Here is a 17800-nt window from a genome sequence, read left to right as displayed (position 1 = left end):
CCGCGCGTCATCATCGTTTATTCCGCGATATGCTTTACCACCGACTTTTACCAATGAGTTGTTTATCGAAATAGCCACGCCTGAACCGTTTTGATCGCAGTCAACGGCAGGCGGCAACTCTACTAACAGGAGTGTTCCCGATGAAAAAAATAACAATCGGCACATCCGCGATACAGGCTTCCAACATTGCGCTGGGCTGTATGCGAATGGCGAAGAAAAGCACGAATGAAGCGGCTGAGATCCTCAATGCTTCCGTCGAGGCGGGCATCGATTTCTTCGATCACGCTGATATCTATGGTTCCGGCTTGTCGGAAGAGATTTTCGCCGCGGGTTTACACAAGACGTCTATCCGCCGGGAGTCGATTTTTCTGCAATCGAAATGCGGTATCCGCAAAGGTTTTTTTGATTTTTCCAAAGCGCACATCATCGCCTCTGTTGACGGCAGTCTGCAGCGTTTAAAAACAGACTATCTTGATACGCTCCTGCTGCATCGCCCAGATACGCTGTTTGAACCCGATGAGGTTGCCGCCGCCTTCGATGAGCTGGAAAGCAGCGGGAAAGTGCGCCATTTTGGCGTCAGCAATCAGAACCCGTTGCAGATTGAGCTACTGAAACAATCCGTGCGCCAGCCGCTTATCGCCAATCAATTGCAGTTCAGTATCATGCACACGGGGATGATTGATGCGGGTTTTAACGTGAATATGACGAACCCCGCATCGGTGAATCACGATGGCGCCATTCTGGAATACAGCCGCCTGAATACCATGACCATTCAGGCCTGGTCACCCTTCCAGTACGGCTTTTTTGAGGGCGTTTTCCTCGATAATGAGAAATTCCCCAAGCTGAACGCGACGATTAATCACATCGCCGAGCAGCATGGCGTCACCAACACCGCGATCGCCACCGCGTGGATCTTGCGCCACCCTGCCGCGATGCAGGTGATTATCGGCACCATGAGCCCGGAACGTATTCGTGACATCGCTGCGGCGTCTACCCTATCGCTCAGCCGCGAAGAATGGTACGAGATTTATCGCGCCGCCGGAAACGTTCTGCCTTAAGACACATGTTGTCTTAAGCGCACAGGCCCTGCGTCTCGGGTAACGGGAACGCGTTACAAACTGGGCATAGGGCCGCGTTCAACAAAGGTCGACAGGACAATATAGCTACGTGTGCTGTCGACACCTTCCACTTCCTGTAGCTTGCCTAACAGTTCCTCTAAGTCTTCCGTATCCCGGGCACGAACCTTGAGCATGACGCCACAATCTCCGGCAACGGTATGAAACTCCTCAATTTCCGGCAAATGACTTAGTGCCAGTAAACGTTTGGTACTCACGACATTCTTCGTGTTTACCAGCACAAAGGTTAATAAGGTCCGACCGACCTTACAGCCATCAATCTTTGCAATGGTCCCCTTGATGACCCCGTCCTTTTTTAGCCGCTTCACTCTCTCATGCACGGACGGTGCGGAAAGGTGCAGCGCTTCCCCTAACTCGGCATAGCTCCGACTGCTGTCGGTTGCCAGAAGGGCTAATATCTTTCGGTCCACTTCATCCAGTTTTGCGGGGATATGCCTTTCTTGCCTAAGCACATTCGTTTTTTCTATTTCATTAGTCATTTTATTTCCTTGCCCTAATGGTATTAGGCATAATTTAGCACATGCAAAAATTGTTAGACATAGGGGATATCATGCCTATTGCTTTATGGGCCCTGGTTATTGGCGCCTTTGGGATTGGAACGACAGAATTCATCATCGCGGGTTTGCTGCCGGCAATCGCTACCGATTACGGAGTAACGATTCCTGTGGCGGCATATATGGCGACAAGCTATGCGCTGGGGGTCTTTGTCGGCGCGCCTGTACTTATTATTCTCGGTTCCCGGCTACCCAAAAAAACCATGCTGGTTTTTCTTGCCGGACTCTTTATTCTGGGGAATTTGGTCACCGCTCTCGCACCGTCTATAGGCATAGCGATCGTCGGACGCATTATCACGTCTCTGACACACGGTGCCTTCTTCGGGATTGGTTCTGTACTCGCCGCGGAAATGGTGCCTAAAGAGAAACGTGTCAGTGCGATCGCCTTTATGTTTTCCGGCCTTACGGTCGCGAACCTTATCGGCGTCCCAGTAGGAACCTGGATTAGCCATCAGTTCTCCTGGCAAGCCACGTTCTACGTCATCACGATGATTGGGGTCGCCACGGCGGTCGGCGTAATTATGCTTATTCCTCCCACAGCCAAACCCAAAGCACAGCATATCGGGCATGAGTTTGCCGCATTCGGAAACTCAAAAGTCCTGTTGTCAATGGGCATCACTATTCTTGGTCCCGCAGCTTTCTTTACCTCAATTACCTATATCGCGCCCATGATGACGGAAGTCGCTCACTTTTCAGAGGGATCGATTACCTGGCTGTTGATGGTATTTGGTTTGGGCTTATTCGTTGGCAACTGGCTGGGCGGCCGTTTCGCTGACAGAGCGTTAATGCCCATGCTGTACATCACGCTGTTTGGACAGGCTGTCATTTTGTTTATCTTCCATTTGACGGCCAGCAGCCAGATTGCCTCGATAGTGTGCATATTCCTGATGGCGGCTTTTGGATTTGCGACCGTCTCTCCCATTCAGAAACTGGTGATGGACAAGGCCAGAGCCGCAGGTGCTCCGACGCTAGCTTCCGCGGTCAATATTGGTCTCTTTAATCTTGGTAATGCCCTTGGTGCCTGGGTAGGCGGAAGCGTTATCGCCAGCGGCTTTGGTTTCACTGCGCCAAACTGGGCTGGCGGGATCCTGTCGCTGAGTGCACTGATCCTTGCTATCGCGGTTGGGGTGGTCGATAAACGAAGCAGCCCGTTGACAGCATCAGTAGAATGCCATTAATGAAATAGACAGCACATACAAAAATACGCGGGCGATGTCCGCGTATTTCTAATGACATTGCCAGCATGGATCCACGATCTTTATCGCACGTCGGAGCTGATTATTCATCAGACTGCGTCCTCTGTTTTGCCGCCCTTATTTTCTCCCTTTTTACCGCGCCAGCACGTTAGCCCTTGTTTGGGCTTTAATTTTCTTTACAAAAATTCACCTTCGCTCACATTTTCTCATCCACTCCCTTCTCTTCGCCATTAAACCCACTATTGTTAAATTGCATTAACACTCGCGCCATATACCCCAAATAATTCGAGTTGCAAGACAAAACGTTGACGTTTTGAACAATGCAAAGCATTGGCCCGCGAGGGCGAGGCTCATTAATGGGCCTCGTAACGCGGCGAACGCATGAATCCCCAGGAGCTTACACAAGTAAGTGACTGGGGTGAGTAAGAGAAGCCAACGCACATGCAGCTTGAAGTATTAACGGTATACCCTTTCTGAATAACGAAGGAGCCGTTGTTATGAGTAACGTAAAGAGCATTGTGATCTGGCTGCTAGTCGGCCTGGCGGGCGCCTTTGCGTTCGCCACGCTGGCACTGAGCCGCGGTGAACACGTCAATGCCGTGTGGTTAGTCGTCGCTGCTGTATCGTGTTACAGCATTGCCTATCGCTTTTACAGCCTGTTTATCGCCAAAAAAGTTTTTGAGCTCGACGATCGCCGCCTGACACCGGCGGAGCGTCATAACGACGGTCTGGATTACGTTCCCACCAATAAATGGGTCCTGTTCGGCCACCACTTCGCCGCCATCGCCGGTGCCGGACCGCTGGTCGGGCCGATCCTCGCCGCACAGATGGGCTTCCTCCCCGGCACGATCTGGATTCTGGTCGGCGTTATGCTGGCGGGCGCCGTGCAGGACTTCCTGGTACTGTTTATCTCAACCCGCCGGGATGGTCGTTCTTTGGGTGAGATGGCGAAACAGGAACTCGGGGCATTCGCGGGTATCATCACCATGCTCGGTGCGTTGGGCGTGATGATCATCATTCTCTCAGCATTGGCGCTGGTCGTCGTTAAGGCGCTGGCGGAAAGCCCATGGGGGCTGTTCACCATCGCCGCCACCATCCCTATCGCGCTCTTTATGGGCGTTTACATGCGCTTTTTACGTCCGGGTAAAATCGCGGAAGTGTCTATCATCGGTTTTGTGCTGATGATGCTGGCGATTGTGTATGGCGGTAACATTGCTGCACATCCCTACTGGGGTCCGTTCTTCACACTGAAAGGCACGTCGCTCACCTGGATTCTGGTGATCTACGGCTTCATCGCCTCCGTGTTGCCGGTCTGGCTGCTGCTGGCGCCGCGTGATTACCTTTCCACCTTCCTGAAAATCGGGGTCATTATCGGTCTGGCCTTCGGTATCGTGTTCGCGATGCCGGAAATGAAAATGCCCGCCGTTTCCCGCTTTATTGACGGCACCGGCCCGGTCTTCTCCGGTACGCTGTTCCCCTTCTTGTTTATTACCATCGCCTGTGGCGCGATTTCGGGCTTCCATGCGCTGGTTTCCAGCGGCACCACGCCGAAACTGGTTGAACGTGAAAGCCACATCCGTTTCATTGGCTATGGTGCCATGCTGATGGAATCCTTCGTCGCCATCATGGCGCTGATTTGTGCCTCAGTCATCGAACCGGGCATCTACTTCGCCATGAACTCACCTGCCGCGCTGATCGGCACCACGGTTGAGAGCGCCTCGCAGGCCATCAATAGCTGGGGATTTGTGATTACCCCGCAGGAGTTGAGCGCGATTGCCAATGACGTTGGCGAAGCCTCCATTCTTTCCCGCGCCGGCGGTGCACCAACCTTCGCAGTGGGCATGGCCTACATCATCACCGAGATCTTTAATAGCCGGGCGATGATGGCATTCTGGTATCACTTCGCGATTCTGTTTGAAGCTCTGTTCATTCTGACCGCAGTAGATGCCGGGACGCGCGCCTGTCGCTTCATGGTGCAAGATCTGGTGGGGATTGCAATTCCCAGACTGGCCAATAGCCACTCCTGGTTGGGGAACCTGGCCGGTACAACCGTCGCCGTTTCCGGTTGGGGATTCTTCGTGTATCAGGGTGTCATCGATCCACTTGGAGGGATCAATACGCTCTGGCCATTGTTCGGTATCGGTAACCAAATGCTGGCTTCAATGGCGTTAATTCTCGGTACCGTGGTGTTGTTCAAGATGAAGAAACAGCGCTATGCGTGGGTGACTATCGTCCCTACCGTGTGGCTGTTTATTACGTCGATGACAGCGGGCTGGCAAAAAATCTTCCATGAAAAACCTAGCATCGGTTTTCTGGCACAGGCGAAACGCTTCGCGGCGGGCATTGAGCAAAATACCCTGATCGCCCCGGCCAAATCGATTAAAGACATGGAAACCATCGTCTTCAGTAACCAGATCAACGCCGCGCTGTGCGGGTTCTTCATGCTGGTAGCGGTGACGATGCTGGTTTCTGCATTCTTCGTCATTCGTCGTGCACTGAACAGCGATGTCCCAACGGCAAAAGAGACGCCAGTTGTATTACGGGACGGCGTGCAACCTTAAACGCCACCGACGCCCATTTCTCAATCCCTCCCTCGCGGAGGGATTTTTTATGGCGTGCCATCTCTGTCCGACATAAAAACGATAGCGCCGCAAATGCGGCGCTATGTAACTTAAATGGAAAGTGAAAGGAATCGCTGCGGTTTATTGTCCGTAATAGGCGTTCTTACCGTGCTTACGCAAATAGTGTTTATCCAGCAGGGTTTGCTGCATCTCGCCCAGTTGAGGTGTTAGCTGGCGCGAGAAAATCCCCATGTAGGCAAGTTCTTCCAGAACAACAGCATTGTGCACCGCGTTGTCTGCATCTTTCCCCCATGCAAAGGGGCCGTGCGAGTTAACTAGTACGGCGGGGACATCTACCGGAGAAATGCCACGCTGCTGGAACGTTTCGACGATCACTTGCCCGGTTTCCCACTCGTAGCGACCGTTGATTTCTTCATCCGTCATCAGGCGTGTACAGGGAATAGGACCATAAAAGTAGTCCGCATGCGTGGTTCCCCAGGCTGGAATATCTTTACCCGCTTGTGCCCAGATCGTGGCATGGCGGGAATGGGTATGCACAATACCGCCGATATCGGCAAACGCCAGATACAGTACACGGTGGGTATCGGTATCTGACGACGGTTTCTTCGTCCCCTCAACCACCTTGCCACTTTCCAGTTCAACGACAACCATATCCTCTAGCGTCATGGCTGAATACTCCACGCCAGAAGGTTTGATCACCATCAGACCATGCTGCCGATCCACCGCGCTGACATTTCCCCAGGTGAATGTCACCAGATTGTGCTGTGGTAAGGCCAGATTGGCTTCCAACACCTGTTTTTTTAGCGTTTCTAACATATCAGCCTCCCATCGACGCGATGACACCATTTTCGCGGCCTGACGAGCGCGTCGCTATGGGCTAAATCGCTAAAGACCTAGCGGTGTTCTGCTATGGGAAAAAGAAAGAGACACCCCACATAATTGAGCAAAAAACAGCCAGATTTATCAATTATTGCTATCGTTAACATAACCGTGGGGGAATTAAGAGTTTTTACCTGTTGCAGTTTTTTCCGATGATTATACTTGTCATCAAGCGGTAAAAGGCTCGATTTCTTTATTTAATACCGTAAAAAGCACGTTGTTCGATATTTCCTCACAAGAAACGTGAGACAAAGAGCAGAAGGGGAAAAAGATGAAATTAAACAAACGTTTTGCAACAGCCGCCCTGGCGATTACGCTTGCTGTTACGCTCGCGGGCTGTTCAAACATGTCTAAACGTGACCGTAATACCGCGATTGGTGCCGGTGCCGGTGCGGTAGGTGGGGCTATCTTAACGGATGGCGGAACATTAGGAACGCTGGGCGGCGCCGCTATCGGCGGGCTGATTGGCCGTCAGGTCGATAAATAACGAATTCATGAGCAGCAGGTTTACGGGAGTATGCCTGCTGCTTTTATCTTTATATACTTTAGCCACCGGCCAGCTTAACCTTCATTCCTTTCGCTTCCAGAAGCTGTTTTAGCAGATCGCGTTTATCTCCCTGAATTTCGATCACACCATCTTTCACTGAACCGCCACAGCCACATTTTTTCTTCAATTCAGCCGCCAGCTTATCCAAAGCAACATCGTCAAGATCGAGGCCGCTAATTAGGCATACGCCCTTTCCTTTACGTCCACTCGTCTGACGCTGGATGCGCACAATCCCATCGCCTTTTGGTCGAACCGCCTTTTCTTCTTCCGGCTTAATACGCCCGGTTTCCGTGGAGTAAACCAGTTGGCTATTTTCATCACGACGCATGTTCATGATGACGCACCGTTTAACAGTGAAGCGCGAATCTCGCGCAGCGTCTGTGCCGGATCCGCAGATTGGGTGATCGGACGTCCAATAACCATGTAATCCACTCCCGCCTGCTGCGCCTGCACCGGCGTCATGATGCGGCGCTGATCGCCAACGTCGCTACCCGCAGGACGAATACCCGGCGTGACCAACTTAAATGCCTGACCGCATACCTGCTTCAATCGCAGGGCTTCATGTGCGGAACACACCACGCCATCCAGCCCGCTGTTATACGTTAACACAGCCAACCTTTCCGCCTGCTCAGCCGGGCTGACGGTAATGCCAAGCCCGCGCAGATCGTCTTCATCCATGCTGGTTAACACCGTCACAGCAATCAGCAGCGGCGCATCGTTACCAAACGCCACCAACGCCTCTTTCGCGGCCGCCATCATGCGCGAACCACCGCTGGCATGGACATTCACCATCCACACGCCAAGATCGGCCGCTGCCGCAACGGCGTGAGCGACGGTGTTTGGAATATCGTGGAATTTCAGATCGAGAAACACATCAAAGCCGCGCTGTTGTAACGTCTGCACGAACTGCGGGCCGAACAAGGTAAACATCTCTTTGCCTACCTTCAAACGGCAATCCTGCGGATCGATACGGTCAACAAACGACAGCGCCGCCTGCTGACTGGCATAGTCCAGCGCGACCACAATCGGGGATGATACCGTTTGATGCTTTTGCTGTAGATTCTCGTTTTTCATTCGTCACCCAGTCTCTTGCGAAGCCAAAATTCCCGCCGCATTCTACATGCCCCGCCCCTGAAATCCCAGCCGCCTGTAGACCAATGCCGTTAAAGAGGCTGTCTGGAACAGAAATCATTGATAGCCATTAGTATGTTGTAACTAATCTACATTAAATGATATTCACCTGACATCAGGGTTTGAAGGTCAATGATGGAAGCGGTTGGATAAGGCCTCACAAAAAAATCAGGGAAAGAGATAAAAAATGGTTCTTTATTCGCCACCAGGAATAGACATGCTAAAGTTAAATAACCTTATGGTTTATTTAACGAATTCACGAGGCTAAAAAATGAAAGCAGCAGTATATGATGGCAATGGAAAAATTTCATGGAAAGAAGTGAAGGATGCAACACTAGAAGAAAATACTGACGCTTTAGTAAAAATAATAAAAACCACTATTTGTGGCTCAGACTTACATATATTGAAAGGAGATATGCCGTACGTACCCAGTGGTAGAGTATTGGGACACGAAGGTATAGGGATTGTAGAAGAAATTGGAGATGCGGTAACTCAATTCAAAAAAGGTGATAAAGTTGTTATTTCTGCAATTTCATATTGTGGCAAATGTCACCATTGTAAAAAAGGCCTATATTGCCACTGTGAGTCCAAAGATGGTGGATGGGTTTTAGGTAACTCTGTCAACGGTACTCAAGCTGAATATACTCGGATTCCGCATGCAGATAATTCGTTGATTAAAGTACCAGAAAACGTAGATGAAGAGTCAGCACTGATGTTAAGCGATATCCTGCCGACAGGGTTTGAAGTTGGAGTCCTGGCAGGCGAAGTTAAACCAGGTCAAAAAATTGCAATTATTGGTGCTGGTCCAGTTGGACTATCTGTACTCATCACATCTCAATTCTATTCTCCAGCCAAAATAATTATGATTGATATGGACAAATCCAGATTAGAAATGGCAAAACAGCTTGGGGCAACTCATACAATAAATCCCCAATCAGATGATTATGCATCCATATGTAAAGAACTAACTGATGGATACGGTGTTGATGTCGCTATTGAATGTGTTGGCATATCAGAAACGTTTGAAATGTGCCAAGAAATAATAGCCAAAGGTGGAAGAATCGCTAATATAGGCGTTCATGGTAAAAAAGTAGATTTACACATGGATAAACTATGGGGGAGTAACATACAGATAACGACTGGTTTTGTATGCACTCATAGCACACCAATGCTAATGGAAAGTATTTCTTCAGGAAAAATAGATCCCAAAAAGTTAATATCTCACCATTTTAAACTGGACGAAATTGAAAAGGCATATCAGGTCTTTGGAAATGCCGCCAAAGAAAAAGCCATCAAAATAATATTAAGTAAATAAAGATAACCATTTGGTGGTGAATGATGAAATCTATACGATTAAAAAACAATACTATTGTCTGAAAGTGGCGCTAACGGATGGTTACTGGCCGTCGAGCCCACGGATCGGCTTTATGCTGGCCCAGGTGCGGCAAGAAGGACATTGCCAATAGAGTGATTGCGACGTGAAGCCACATTTGCGGCAACTGTAGCGGGGTTTGGTGCGAATCTGTTCGCCCACCATGTCGCGCAACCCCTGAAGATTTTCTTTTGTTCGTCCGTCTTCTGCTTCATGCAGGTGAAAATCCATCAGACGATGGAACACGCGCATTGTCGGGTGACGTTGAAGCTGACGGTTAATATAAGCCTGTGCAACCTCTGCACCCTCTTCTCTTTCGAGGATGTCGGCCAGCATCAATTCCGCCGTCGCACCGGTATTTTCTTCTACACAGCGTTTGAGAAAATTCGCCCAATCCAAGGGCTTATCTAAATGCTGATAGCACTCCTGGAGCATCGGCAGCGTTTCGCTAACCAGCTCTTTATCCTGATCGAGAACCTGTCTCAGCGCTTCCACGGCACGCGAATAATCCTGCTGTGCCATGTAGATGCGCCCCATCATGATAGACGCACGGGCGCATTGATTATCCGCCGCCGCGCCTTTCTTCAGGAGCGTTAACGCTTTATCCAGATCGTCACTGCCCATCGCCAGCAGCGCCAATTCGCAATAAAAATGGGCAATGTCCACGCGGAGCTGATCTTTTCCCATCTTGACCAATTTCTCCGCAGCATCAATCGCCGCCGGCCAGTCGCTGGTCGCCTGATAAATCTGCAAGAGCTGTTGCAAGGCGCTGCGCCGGAAATCTTCTTCATCCACCAACTGGTTGAAACTTTCTTCGGCGCGGTCGTACAACCCCGCAGCCATGTAGTCACGACCCAGTTGTTGTACCGCCAACAAACGTTGTTCAAAGGTGAGCGATGCGCTTTCGGTTAGCGCCTGATGGATACGAATCGCACGGTCAACTTCGCCGCGCGAACGGAACAGGTTACCGAGCGTGAGGTGGGCTTCAAAGGTGTTGCTGTCATCCTTGAGCATGTCGAGGAACAGTTCAACCGCCTTATCCTGCTGATTGGACAACAGAAAGTTAACCCCGGTGACATACTCACGGGACAGGCGGTTAGATTCCTGCTCTTTGTCCTGCTGCGCACTTCTGCGACCCATGTACCAGCCGTACGCGGCGGCCACGGGCAGCAACAGAAACAGCAGTTCTAACATAGAGAGAATTCCTTAGTGGGTGACCGTCTGCACTGGCGTCACGTTCTCCTCGGTAGAGGTAGAAAGCTGTTGTTCCAGACGCTTGATTTTACGTTGTGCACGGCCAAGCGCAATGCGCTGACGCAGATAAAACAGACCACAAATGACCCAGCCAAGGACAAAGCCCAGGGCAAACAGCGTCGCAAGCAGCGTGGAGATACGGTAATCCCCCTGTGCCAGCAGGTAGTTAAATGTCACAACCTGATCGTTGTGCGCACCCAGTGTGACAGAAATGATGAATATCGCCAGCACGAGTAAAAAAATCAGCAAATATTTCACATTGTCCTTCCTGTGATATCCATTAACCGGATGAATTATGCCAAATTTTGGCGACAAACCCCATTAAATTACCATGTCCAGCGCAGACAGGGAAATCACGGCGTCAGCTCGATTTTTTGTCGCCGCACTTATCACCACGCTTCCACTGTACAAAAGTCAAAAACAAGAACCCTGCTCCACCACCGTCTACGCTTGTTATTTATTCTGTGCTGAATAAAAATGACAACAGCATGCCAGCAAGGGGAAAAGTCATGTCAAAGCAGGACGAACAGCGATTATTGGTCAAGATCGCTACGCTCTATTATAGCGAAGGGATGAAACAAGCAGAAATTGCCGCCTCACTCCATTTGTCACAGTCTTTTGTCTCCCGCGCCATCACGCGCTGTGTTAAAGAAGGTGTGGTCAAAATCAGCGTAATTCAACCCCCGAACATGTTCATGGGGCTGGAAGCAGCAATTCAGAAGCGCTACGGCATCGATCAGGCTATCGTGGTAGATGTCGCCGATAACGCCACGTTGACGCAAATCAAGCAGGCGATTGGCTCTGCGGCCGCGCACTATGTCCAGACCAGTATCCGGCCTGACGACCTGGTTGGTATTTCATCCTGGAGCAGCACGCTGCGAGCAATGGTGGATAGTCTGCATCCGCAAAGCGTCAAGGCTCAAGGCGTCATCCAACTGTTAGGTGGCGTGGGGCCGAACGGTAACGTGCAAGCGACGATCCTGACACAAACCTTAGCCAATCAGCTCAGTTGCCCCGCTTACCTCTTACCTGCACAAAGCATCGAACGCTCGGTAGAGGATCGCGCTCGTTTGGTGACCAGCGATGAAGTTTCCAGCGTGGTCGATAAATTTAGCGAGGTGAGTCTGGCTCTTGTGGGTATTGGCGTGCTGGAACCGTCGCAATTGCTGAAAAATTCCGGTAACTACTATCACGAAGCGATGCTGCAACAGCTGGCTGAACGCGGTGCCGTGGGCGATTTGTGTCTGCATTACTACAATGCCGAAGGCGAACCAGTGTTGCAGGACGATGAAGATCCGGTGATTGGTATGGCGCTGCCGCAGTTGCGCCAGTGTCCGCGCGTGGTCGCGCTAGCGGGCGGCATTGAGAAAAGTGCCGCGATTCGCGGCGCATTAACTGGCCACTATGTTGATGTGTTGATTACCGATCGACTCACCGCCGAGACATTGATCTAACACGCTAATCACCTTATGGTGAGTAAAACGGTAACGTCAGGCGCAGGATGATTTCCCCCTGCTCCGCGCCTGACGAAACGTGACGAAATTACTCGTTAACGTTAATGGATGACAGCAACGCATCCTGCACAATTCGTTGCGCCAGTAACGGATTTTGCGCTTCCTGCGCCGCCTGAAGCGCCGGGATATCCAGCTTGTCTAGCGCGCGATAAATGTGCTTCAGGAAACGAATGGACAGCTTCGCCGCCTCAACGTGGTTCTCACGGAACGGGAATTGATCGAGCTGCCAGACGCCCTGCCAGTTATTGATTTTCAGCACGTAGAAAAACTCGAAGATCTCGGTCATATGCACGGTGCCGACCACCAGATCGTCATCCCAGCCGCGCAGGTTGTCATTCACATCCATGCCGAACAGCCGACCACGATCGATAATCAACTGGGCCGAGTCAGCTGGCGATTCGCCGCCATACAGCGCATGCCCAAAGTCCAGCAGCACGCCGACGTTATCCAGTCCAATGTCTTCAATCCCCAGCAGCGTCCTTGCAGCAGAATCCCAGGTCATTTTCACACGCGGTTCACGTGGCTTGTACTCGATAGCGAATTTTACATCCGGGTTCGCCCCTGCCAGATCGCGCATTCCGTCAACCGCCAGCTTCCACAAATTTTTATGGCTGACCTGGAATGGATAATCCCAGCCATCCTGACCTGGCCAGACTTTAACGTAATTCGCACCCAATTCACGCACAATGCCAGCAGATTCATGCATTAATTCAAATGCTGCCGCTCGCGCAGCCGGATCGGGGTTGGTAAAGGCACCGCGCGACCACTTTTGCAGATAAATTTCCGGCGTGATGCCAATCGCCTTCAACCCTGCCTCCTTCAGCGCATCCTTCACTTCGCTGAGCGTTACGCCCGGCGTGAAGGGATAAGGCAAATCGACGTAGGAAAGCTCGCCGACCTCTTTGGCCGCTTTGATCTGATCGATCGTACTCAGTGCTGGCCCGTAGCCGTCCACCGCGTAGCGGTCGATATAATTCGCAAAATGCCACAAACCGGCACCAAATTCAGGGTAGGTATACGTTGCCATAAAAGTCACCTCATTGATTTGTAAAGATATTGAGCTGCTTATTTTTCTTGCGTATCGGATAGGTTCTTACTACTAAAAATGCTTACTGTTAAAAATAATCATGATTGAGGCCGTAGACGCGCACGCGCCACTGCCGTGCGCCACTGTTGATACCCCTCCAGAATGGCGTGGCTGGCCGCCGAGGGCTCGATGACCTCCACTTCTCTGGGCAAAGCGGCAATCTGTTCGTTGTGTTCCCACCATCCCAGTATCTTTCCGCCCAGATACGCCGCGCCCAGCGCAGACACTTCCGCGTTATGGTTGCGAATCAACGGGCGCTGCAAGAGGTCAGCCTGAAACTGCATCAGCCAGCGGTTTTGCGTCGCGCCGCCGTCCACGCGCAGCGCGGGTAATGCGGCCTGCGACGCCTGTTCCATAGCGAAAAAGACATCGGCAATCTGATATGCGATGGATTCCAACCCCGCACGAGCGATGATGGCAGGCGTGGTGGCATCGCATAAACCACACAGCAGGCCGCGTGCTTGCACATCCCAATAGGGCGCGCCCAGCCCGGATAAGGCCGGAACAAAAAAGACGCCCTGAGTAGACTCGACGCTAAGCGCCAGCTCAGTAAGTTGCGTAACAGAAGGAATGCCCAGCATCTGACCAATCCAGGCAAATCCCGAACCGGTGTGGGTAATGTTGCCTTCCAGCGCGTAGCGTAATTCGCCATCGTGCCAGGCAATCGTGGTACTAAGCCCCGCAGCATGCTGATGCGGCGTATTGATGGTGGTCATCAACGACGAACCCGTGCCGTATGTCGCCTTGATTTCACCGCTTTGGGTGATGCCCTGCCCGTACAGCGCTGCATGAGAATCGCCAATCAGCGCCACAATTGGCACGCCAGCAGCAAGCCCGCTGATGCCCGTCACGCCCGTGTGACCATGCAGCGCCGAGGACGGCGTGACGGCAGGTAAGCACACGCTGGGAATACCGAACAGTGCCAGCAAATCTTCATCCCAGCAGCCGCGGTGAATATTGAACAGTTGGGTTCTCGCCGCGTTGGAGTAGTCGGTGGAATACGCTCGTCCACCGCTAAACTGCCAGTTAAGCCAGCAATCCACTGTTCCGATGCACAATTCCCCTTGCATCGCGCGGGCGACGCCATCCGGCAGTTCTGCCAGCATGGCATGCAGCTTGGCGGCGGGAAAAAGCGGATCGACTTGTAGCCCGGTTCGGGATTCGATGAGGCGCGCTTCCGCACTGCCCTGCAATGCCTGACAAAATTTCTCGGCACGACGATCTTGCCAACTGACCAGCGGCGTCAGCAGCCTTCCGGTGCGCCGCTCCCAAATCAGCACCGACTCACGCTGGTTACTGATCGCCACGCCCACCACCTGAACCCGGTGTAGTGACGACAGACAGGCTTCTGCCGCCTGACAAACCGCACGCCAGATCGCCATCGCGTCCTGCTCGGCTCTGCCCGGTTGCGGATGCGTCACCTGCAAAGCGACTGCCGCTTTAGCCAGAATACGTCCCTGCTCATCGACGGCAATCGCCTTGGCGTTGGTCGTCCCTTCATCGATTGCCAAAATAACCGGCGTAAACATCATCAGCCTCCCGGACAAAGACGCAGTGCTGCGTTGACAATGCCCGTCGCGTCCAGACCGTGATGCGCCCGCATCGCGCTCCGATCGGCGGCAATCGCGTATTGACCATCGGGAATCCCCAACCGCACAAGAGGAATTCCGCTGCCCGCTTCCGCCAGCACTTCCGCTACCAGGCTGCCTGCACCGCCGTTGACGTTGTGTTCTTCTACTGTGATGATTCGAGGTGTTTCACTCAGAATTTCAAGCAATTGCTGAGTATTGCACGGGCGGATAGAGGAAAGATTGACCACCGTAGCGGCAAGTCCTTTTTCTGCTAATAATTCAGCTGCCGTCACAATTTCATGCACGGTCGACCCTAGCCCAACCAGTGCGATATCGTGGCCTTTGCGCAGCACATCGATCTGCCCTGGAACAAAACGATATTGATCATCATGCAAGGCAGGCAGCGGTTTACCATCAAGACGGATGTAGACAGGCCCCTGATGTTCAAACGCATAATCGATAATCTGGCGGCACTCTTCCGGGCTGGACGGCGCGTAGATCTCAATATTGCCAAACCCTCTCAGCACCGCGATGTCATCAATACTGTGGTGCGTGCTGGCGAGCGGGCCGTAACTACAGCCAGCATTCAACCCGAATAGCTTGACATTGCTGTTGTTGTAACAGACGTCAACTTTGAGCTGCTCATTCGCACGGGAGATCAAAAACGGCGCCGCGTTACAGGTCACGGCAATCTTGCCGCCGATGGACAACCCCACCGCCGTGCCCACCATCGTTTGTTCGGCAATGCCCACGTTGACGATGCGGTCAGGGAAACGCTGTATGAAAGGCGAAATCTTCGCCGTTGAGCTTGAATCCGCCAACACCGGGACGACATCAATCCCCTGTTCGACGGCCTTGATGAACTGCTCGACCATGACGGTTGCCAAATGCTCTGCGTTACTCATCTTTTAATTCCTCCAACGCCAGTGCAATTTCCTCGCCTTTCGGCACGCGGTGATGCCACTCAGCCCGCCCTTGAATAAACGATACGCCAGCGCCTTTTTCCGTATTTGCAATCACCACATTCGGCTTGCCGTTACGCGGCAGATTCTCCAGCGTTTCCACCACCGAGCGCATGTCATTACCCGCACACTCCGTGACCTGTAAGCCAAAGGCTTGCCACTTCTCCGCCAGCGGATCGGTGTTCATGATGGAACGCGTCGGCCCCGCTAGCTGTAGCTTGTTCTTGTCGTTGATGATGACCAGGTTATCCAGTTGGTAATGCGCCGCCGCCAGTGCCGCTTCCCAGTTGCTGCCTTCTGCCAGCTCACCATCCCCCGTCAAGACAAACACCCGACGCGGGCTGTTATCGCGCTTCGCCGCCAGCGCGATACCAACGGCAACCGGCAACCCATGCCCCAACGCACCAGTGTTCAGTTCAATCCCCGGCGTTTTGTGTTTGACCGGATGCCCCGGCAAATGCGAATCAGGGTGCTGGTAGGTGGTCAGCCACGATTCCGGGAAGTAGCCCGCTTCGGCCAGACAGCAGTAATAGCCGCCGACCGCATGACCTTTTGACTGGATGTAGATATCTCGCAGTGGATCCTGTAGCCGATCCGGCGCACAGTTCAGAATGCGAAAATACAGTGCCGTCAGCATCTCAACCTGTGACAGGTCAGCCCCCGTGTGCCCGCCAGCCGGGCTATTGGCATTCAGATGAATAATGCGGCGACGAATGGCGCGAGCTTTTTGCGTCAGCGCCTCCACCGACAAGGAGTACGGATTCATACCTCACCTCGCTTGAATTTTTACTCAAAAACGAATATTTATTCATAACAAATCAAAAAAAATTGCGTTCAAATCGGGCCTCGATATACCTACCGATATCATTCCCACCGCGACTCAACGCCCCTTGCTACCTACACCTCACGGTGTTTCTTCATGTCCCTTCCGCTGCGGCCTTCTGTGACACAATGGCGGCCTTGTGCTGCATACGGTTTTGCATCTGGTCGATAATGACCGCTACGATAATAACGATACCTTTAATCACCATCTGCCAGAATTCACTCACGCCCATCATCACCAGTCCGTCGGCAAGAATCCCGATAACAAACGCGCCAATCAGCGTGCCCAGAATCGTGCCACGTCCGCCTGCCAGCGACGTTCCGCCAAGCACCACAGCAGCGATCGCGTTCATTTCAAAGGCCGTGCCCGTTGCCGGGTGGCTGGCGACCAGTTGAGACGACACCACGATACCCGCAATAGCCGCGCAGAAACCGGAAATGGTGTAGACCCAGACTTTGACCTGACGCACTTTAACGCCGGAGAGCTCAGCGGCACGTTCGTTGTCGCCAATCGCATAGACATGCCGGCCGAACGGCAGACAGCGCGCTACATAGGCAATCACCACGGCCAGCACCAGCATCAACCAGATCGCCAACGGTAATCCCAGAATCGTGCCAGAGCCAATCAGCTCAAAACCGGTATTGCCCAACTGCGGGTTACCACCTAAGCCGGGAAACGTTTCCCCACCGGAAATCAGCATCGATGCCCCACGCACGATGTACATCGTCCCAAGCGTGCAGATAAAGGGCGCAACGTTATACCGCGTGATGATCCAGCCGTTGATGGCACCGATGAGCGCACCGATCAGCAACACAACGGGTACGATGACCCACACGCTGGGGAAAATCGCGACGCCGAACATCGGCAGCACAATTCCCTGGGTAATCATGTAACCCGCCACCATGCCGCACAGCCCCAGCGTGGCGCCGATTGACAGATCAATTCCGGCGGTAATGATGACAAACGTAATCCCCAACGCCAGAAACGCATTGATGGCAATGTGCTTCACCATGATGATCAGGCTGCCTGTGGCTAAAAACCCTGGCACCGTGAAGGAAAAGAACCCCAGAATCAGGAATAGCGCGATGAACGTGCGCAGCCTGAGAATCAATAGCAGGATGCTCTCCCGTGAGCGTACAAACTTACCCGGCGATAGCGCGCCTGACGCCGCCGTAAGGTGAGTCGTTTTCAT

17 protein-coding genes are annotated in these 17800 nt (G+C 52.4%); 6 read left to right on the top strand and 11 right to left on the bottom strand.

Translation table 11 applies throughout. The features are described 5' to 3' along the window. Nucleotides 1-140 precede the first annotated feature (140 nt). Nucleotides 141-1058: an aldo/keto reductase family oxidoreductase gene (locus AB8809_RS10525; protein WP_015840572.1), complete on the top strand. Its 918-nt coding sequence runs from the start codon at nucleotides 141-143 to the stop codon at nucleotides 1056-1058. A 53-nt stretch (nucleotides 1059-1111) separates the two neighbouring features. On the opposite strand, the gene AB8809_RS10520 is transcribed toward AB8809_RS10525, so the two are convergent. Continuing rightward, on the bottom strand, nucleotides 1112-1615 hold the full coding sequence (locus tag AB8809_RS10520; protein WP_015840573.1) for an Lrp/AsnC family transcriptional regulator: 504 nt from the start codon (nucleotides 1613-1615) through the stop codon (nucleotides 1112-1114). A 71-nt stretch (nucleotides 1616-1686) separates the two neighbouring features. Here AB8809_RS10520 and AB8809_RS10515 point away from each other — a divergent pair, with 71 nt between their 5' ends. Beyond that, entirely contained in the window at nucleotides 1687-2868 is a 1182-nt protein-coding gene (locus AB8809_RS10515; RefSeq protein WP_349856037.1) for an MFS transporter, read from the top strand. 515 nt (nucleotides 2869-3383) lie between these two features. Further along, a complete protein-coding gene (locus AB8809_RS10510; RefSeq protein WP_015840575.1) occupies nucleotides 3384-5447 on the top strand; it encodes a carbon starvation CstA family protein in 2064 nt (687 codons plus the stop codon). A gap of 141 nt (nucleotides 5448-5588) precedes the next feature. Here AB8809_RS10510 and araD read toward each other — a convergent pair whose 3' ends face one another. After that, entirely contained in the window at nucleotides 5589-6284 is a 696-nt protein-coding gene (araD, locus tag AB8809_RS10505; protein ID WP_349856038.1) for an L-ribulose-5-phosphate 4-epimerase, read from the bottom strand. Nucleotides 6285-6618: 334 nt separating this feature from the next. Between araD and osmB the strand changes: the two genes are divergently transcribed. Beyond that, complete coding sequence (gene osmB / locus AB8809_RS10500; RefSeq protein WP_010276685.1) at nucleotides 6619-6834, top strand: osmotically-inducible lipoprotein OsmB; 216 nt, start codon at nucleotides 6619-6621, stop codon at nucleotides 6832-6834. Between the two features lie 58 nt (nucleotides 6835-6892). On the opposite strand, the gene yciH is transcribed toward osmB, so the two are convergent. Both yciH and pyrF read right to left on the bottom strand, forming a co-directional pair. Further along, entirely contained in the window at nucleotides 6893-7228 is a 336-nt protein-coding gene (gene yciH, locus AB8809_RS10495; protein ID WP_181828727.1) for a stress response translation initiation inhibitor YciH, read from the bottom strand. After that, on the bottom strand, nucleotides 7225-7968 hold the full coding sequence (gene pyrF / locus AB8809_RS10490) for an orotidine-5'-phosphate decarboxylase (protein WP_349856039.1): 744 nt from the start codon (nucleotides 7966-7968) through the stop codon (nucleotides 7225-7227). The genes yciH and pyrF overlap by 4 nt, the downstream gene beginning before the upstream one ends. A 328-nt stretch (nucleotides 7969-8296) precedes the next feature. On the opposite strand from pyrF, the gene AB8809_RS10485 reads away from it, so the two are divergent. Beyond that, the gene (locus tag AB8809_RS10485) at nucleotides 8297-9340 is read left to right on the top strand and encodes a zinc-dependent alcohol dehydrogenase family protein (protein WP_349856040.1); all 1044 of its coding nucleotides are present in this window, start codon (nucleotides 8297-8299) and stop codon (nucleotides 9338-9340) included. A gap of 81 nt (nucleotides 9341-9421) precedes the next feature. On the opposite strand, the gene lapB is transcribed toward AB8809_RS10485, so the two are convergent. Both lapB and AB8809_RS10475 read right to left on the bottom strand, forming a co-directional pair. Next, the gene (gene lapB, locus AB8809_RS10480; RefSeq protein WP_300992113.1) at nucleotides 9422-10591 is read right to left on the bottom strand and encodes a lipopolysaccharide assembly protein LapB; all 1170 of its coding nucleotides are present in this window, start codon (nucleotides 10589-10591) and stop codon (nucleotides 9422-9424) included. 12 nt (nucleotides 10592-10603) lie between these two features. Then, nucleotides 10604-10909 carry a LapA family protein gene (locus tag AB8809_RS10475; RefSeq protein WP_194430329.1) on the bottom strand — a complete coding sequence of 102 codons (306 nt, stop codon included), beginning with the start codon at nucleotides 10907-10909 and terminating at the stop codon, nucleotides 10604-10606. 251 nt (nucleotides 10910-11160) lie between these two features. Between AB8809_RS10475 and AB8809_RS10470 the strand changes: the two genes are divergently transcribed. Further along, nucleotides 11161-12105: a sugar-binding transcriptional regulator gene (locus AB8809_RS10470; RefSeq protein ID WP_320704105.1), complete on the top strand. Its 945-nt coding sequence runs from the start codon at nucleotides 11161-11163 to the stop codon at nucleotides 12103-12105. Nucleotides 12106-12193: 88 nt separating this feature from the next. Here AB8809_RS10470 and AB8809_RS10465 read toward each other — a convergent pair whose 3' ends face one another. The 5 genes from AB8809_RS10465 to AB8809_RS10445 all read right to left on the bottom strand — a co-directional run bounded on the left by AB8809_RS10465 (nucleotide 12194) and on the right by AB8809_RS10445 (nucleotide 17800). Further along, nucleotides 12194-13192, bottom strand: coding sequence for a sugar phosphate isomerase/epimerase family protein (locus tag AB8809_RS10465; RefSeq protein WP_320704103.1), 999 nt, complete (start codon nucleotides 13190-13192; stop codon nucleotides 12194-12196). Between the two features lie 98 nt (nucleotides 13193-13290). Beyond that, the gene (locus AB8809_RS10460; RefSeq protein WP_349856262.1) at nucleotides 13291-14781 is read right to left on the bottom strand and encodes an FGGY-family carbohydrate kinase; all 1491 of its coding nucleotides are present in this window, start codon (nucleotides 14779-14781) and stop codon (nucleotides 13291-13293) included. 2 nt (nucleotides 14782-14783) lie between these two features. After that, nucleotides 14784-15728: a transketolase C-terminal domain-containing protein gene (locus AB8809_RS10455; protein WP_349856041.1), complete on the bottom strand. Its 945-nt coding sequence runs from the start codon at nucleotides 15726-15728 to the stop codon at nucleotides 14784-14786. Then, nucleotides 15721-16551 (bottom strand): transketolase, encoded by an 831-nt coding sequence (locus AB8809_RS10450; RefSeq protein WP_349856042.1) that lies wholly within the window; start codon nucleotides 16549-16551, stop codon nucleotides 15721-15723. Before AB8809_RS10450 ends, AB8809_RS10455 begins: the two co-directional genes overlap by 8 nt. Before the next feature lie 151 nt (nucleotides 16552-16702). Then, a complete protein-coding gene (locus tag AB8809_RS10445) occupies nucleotides 16703-17800 on the bottom strand; it encodes an ABC transporter permease (protein ID WP_349856043.1) in 1098 nt (365 codons plus the stop codon).

Source organism: Pectobacterium aroidearum (assembly GCF_041228105.1).
GTDB classification, from domain to species: Bacteria; Pseudomonadota; Gammaproteobacteria; order Enterobacterales; family Enterobacteriaceae; genus Pectobacterium; species Pectobacterium aroidearum.
The sequence above is the reverse complement of the archived record's forward strand: the minus strand, read 5'-3'. Positions and strand labels throughout refer to the sequence as shown.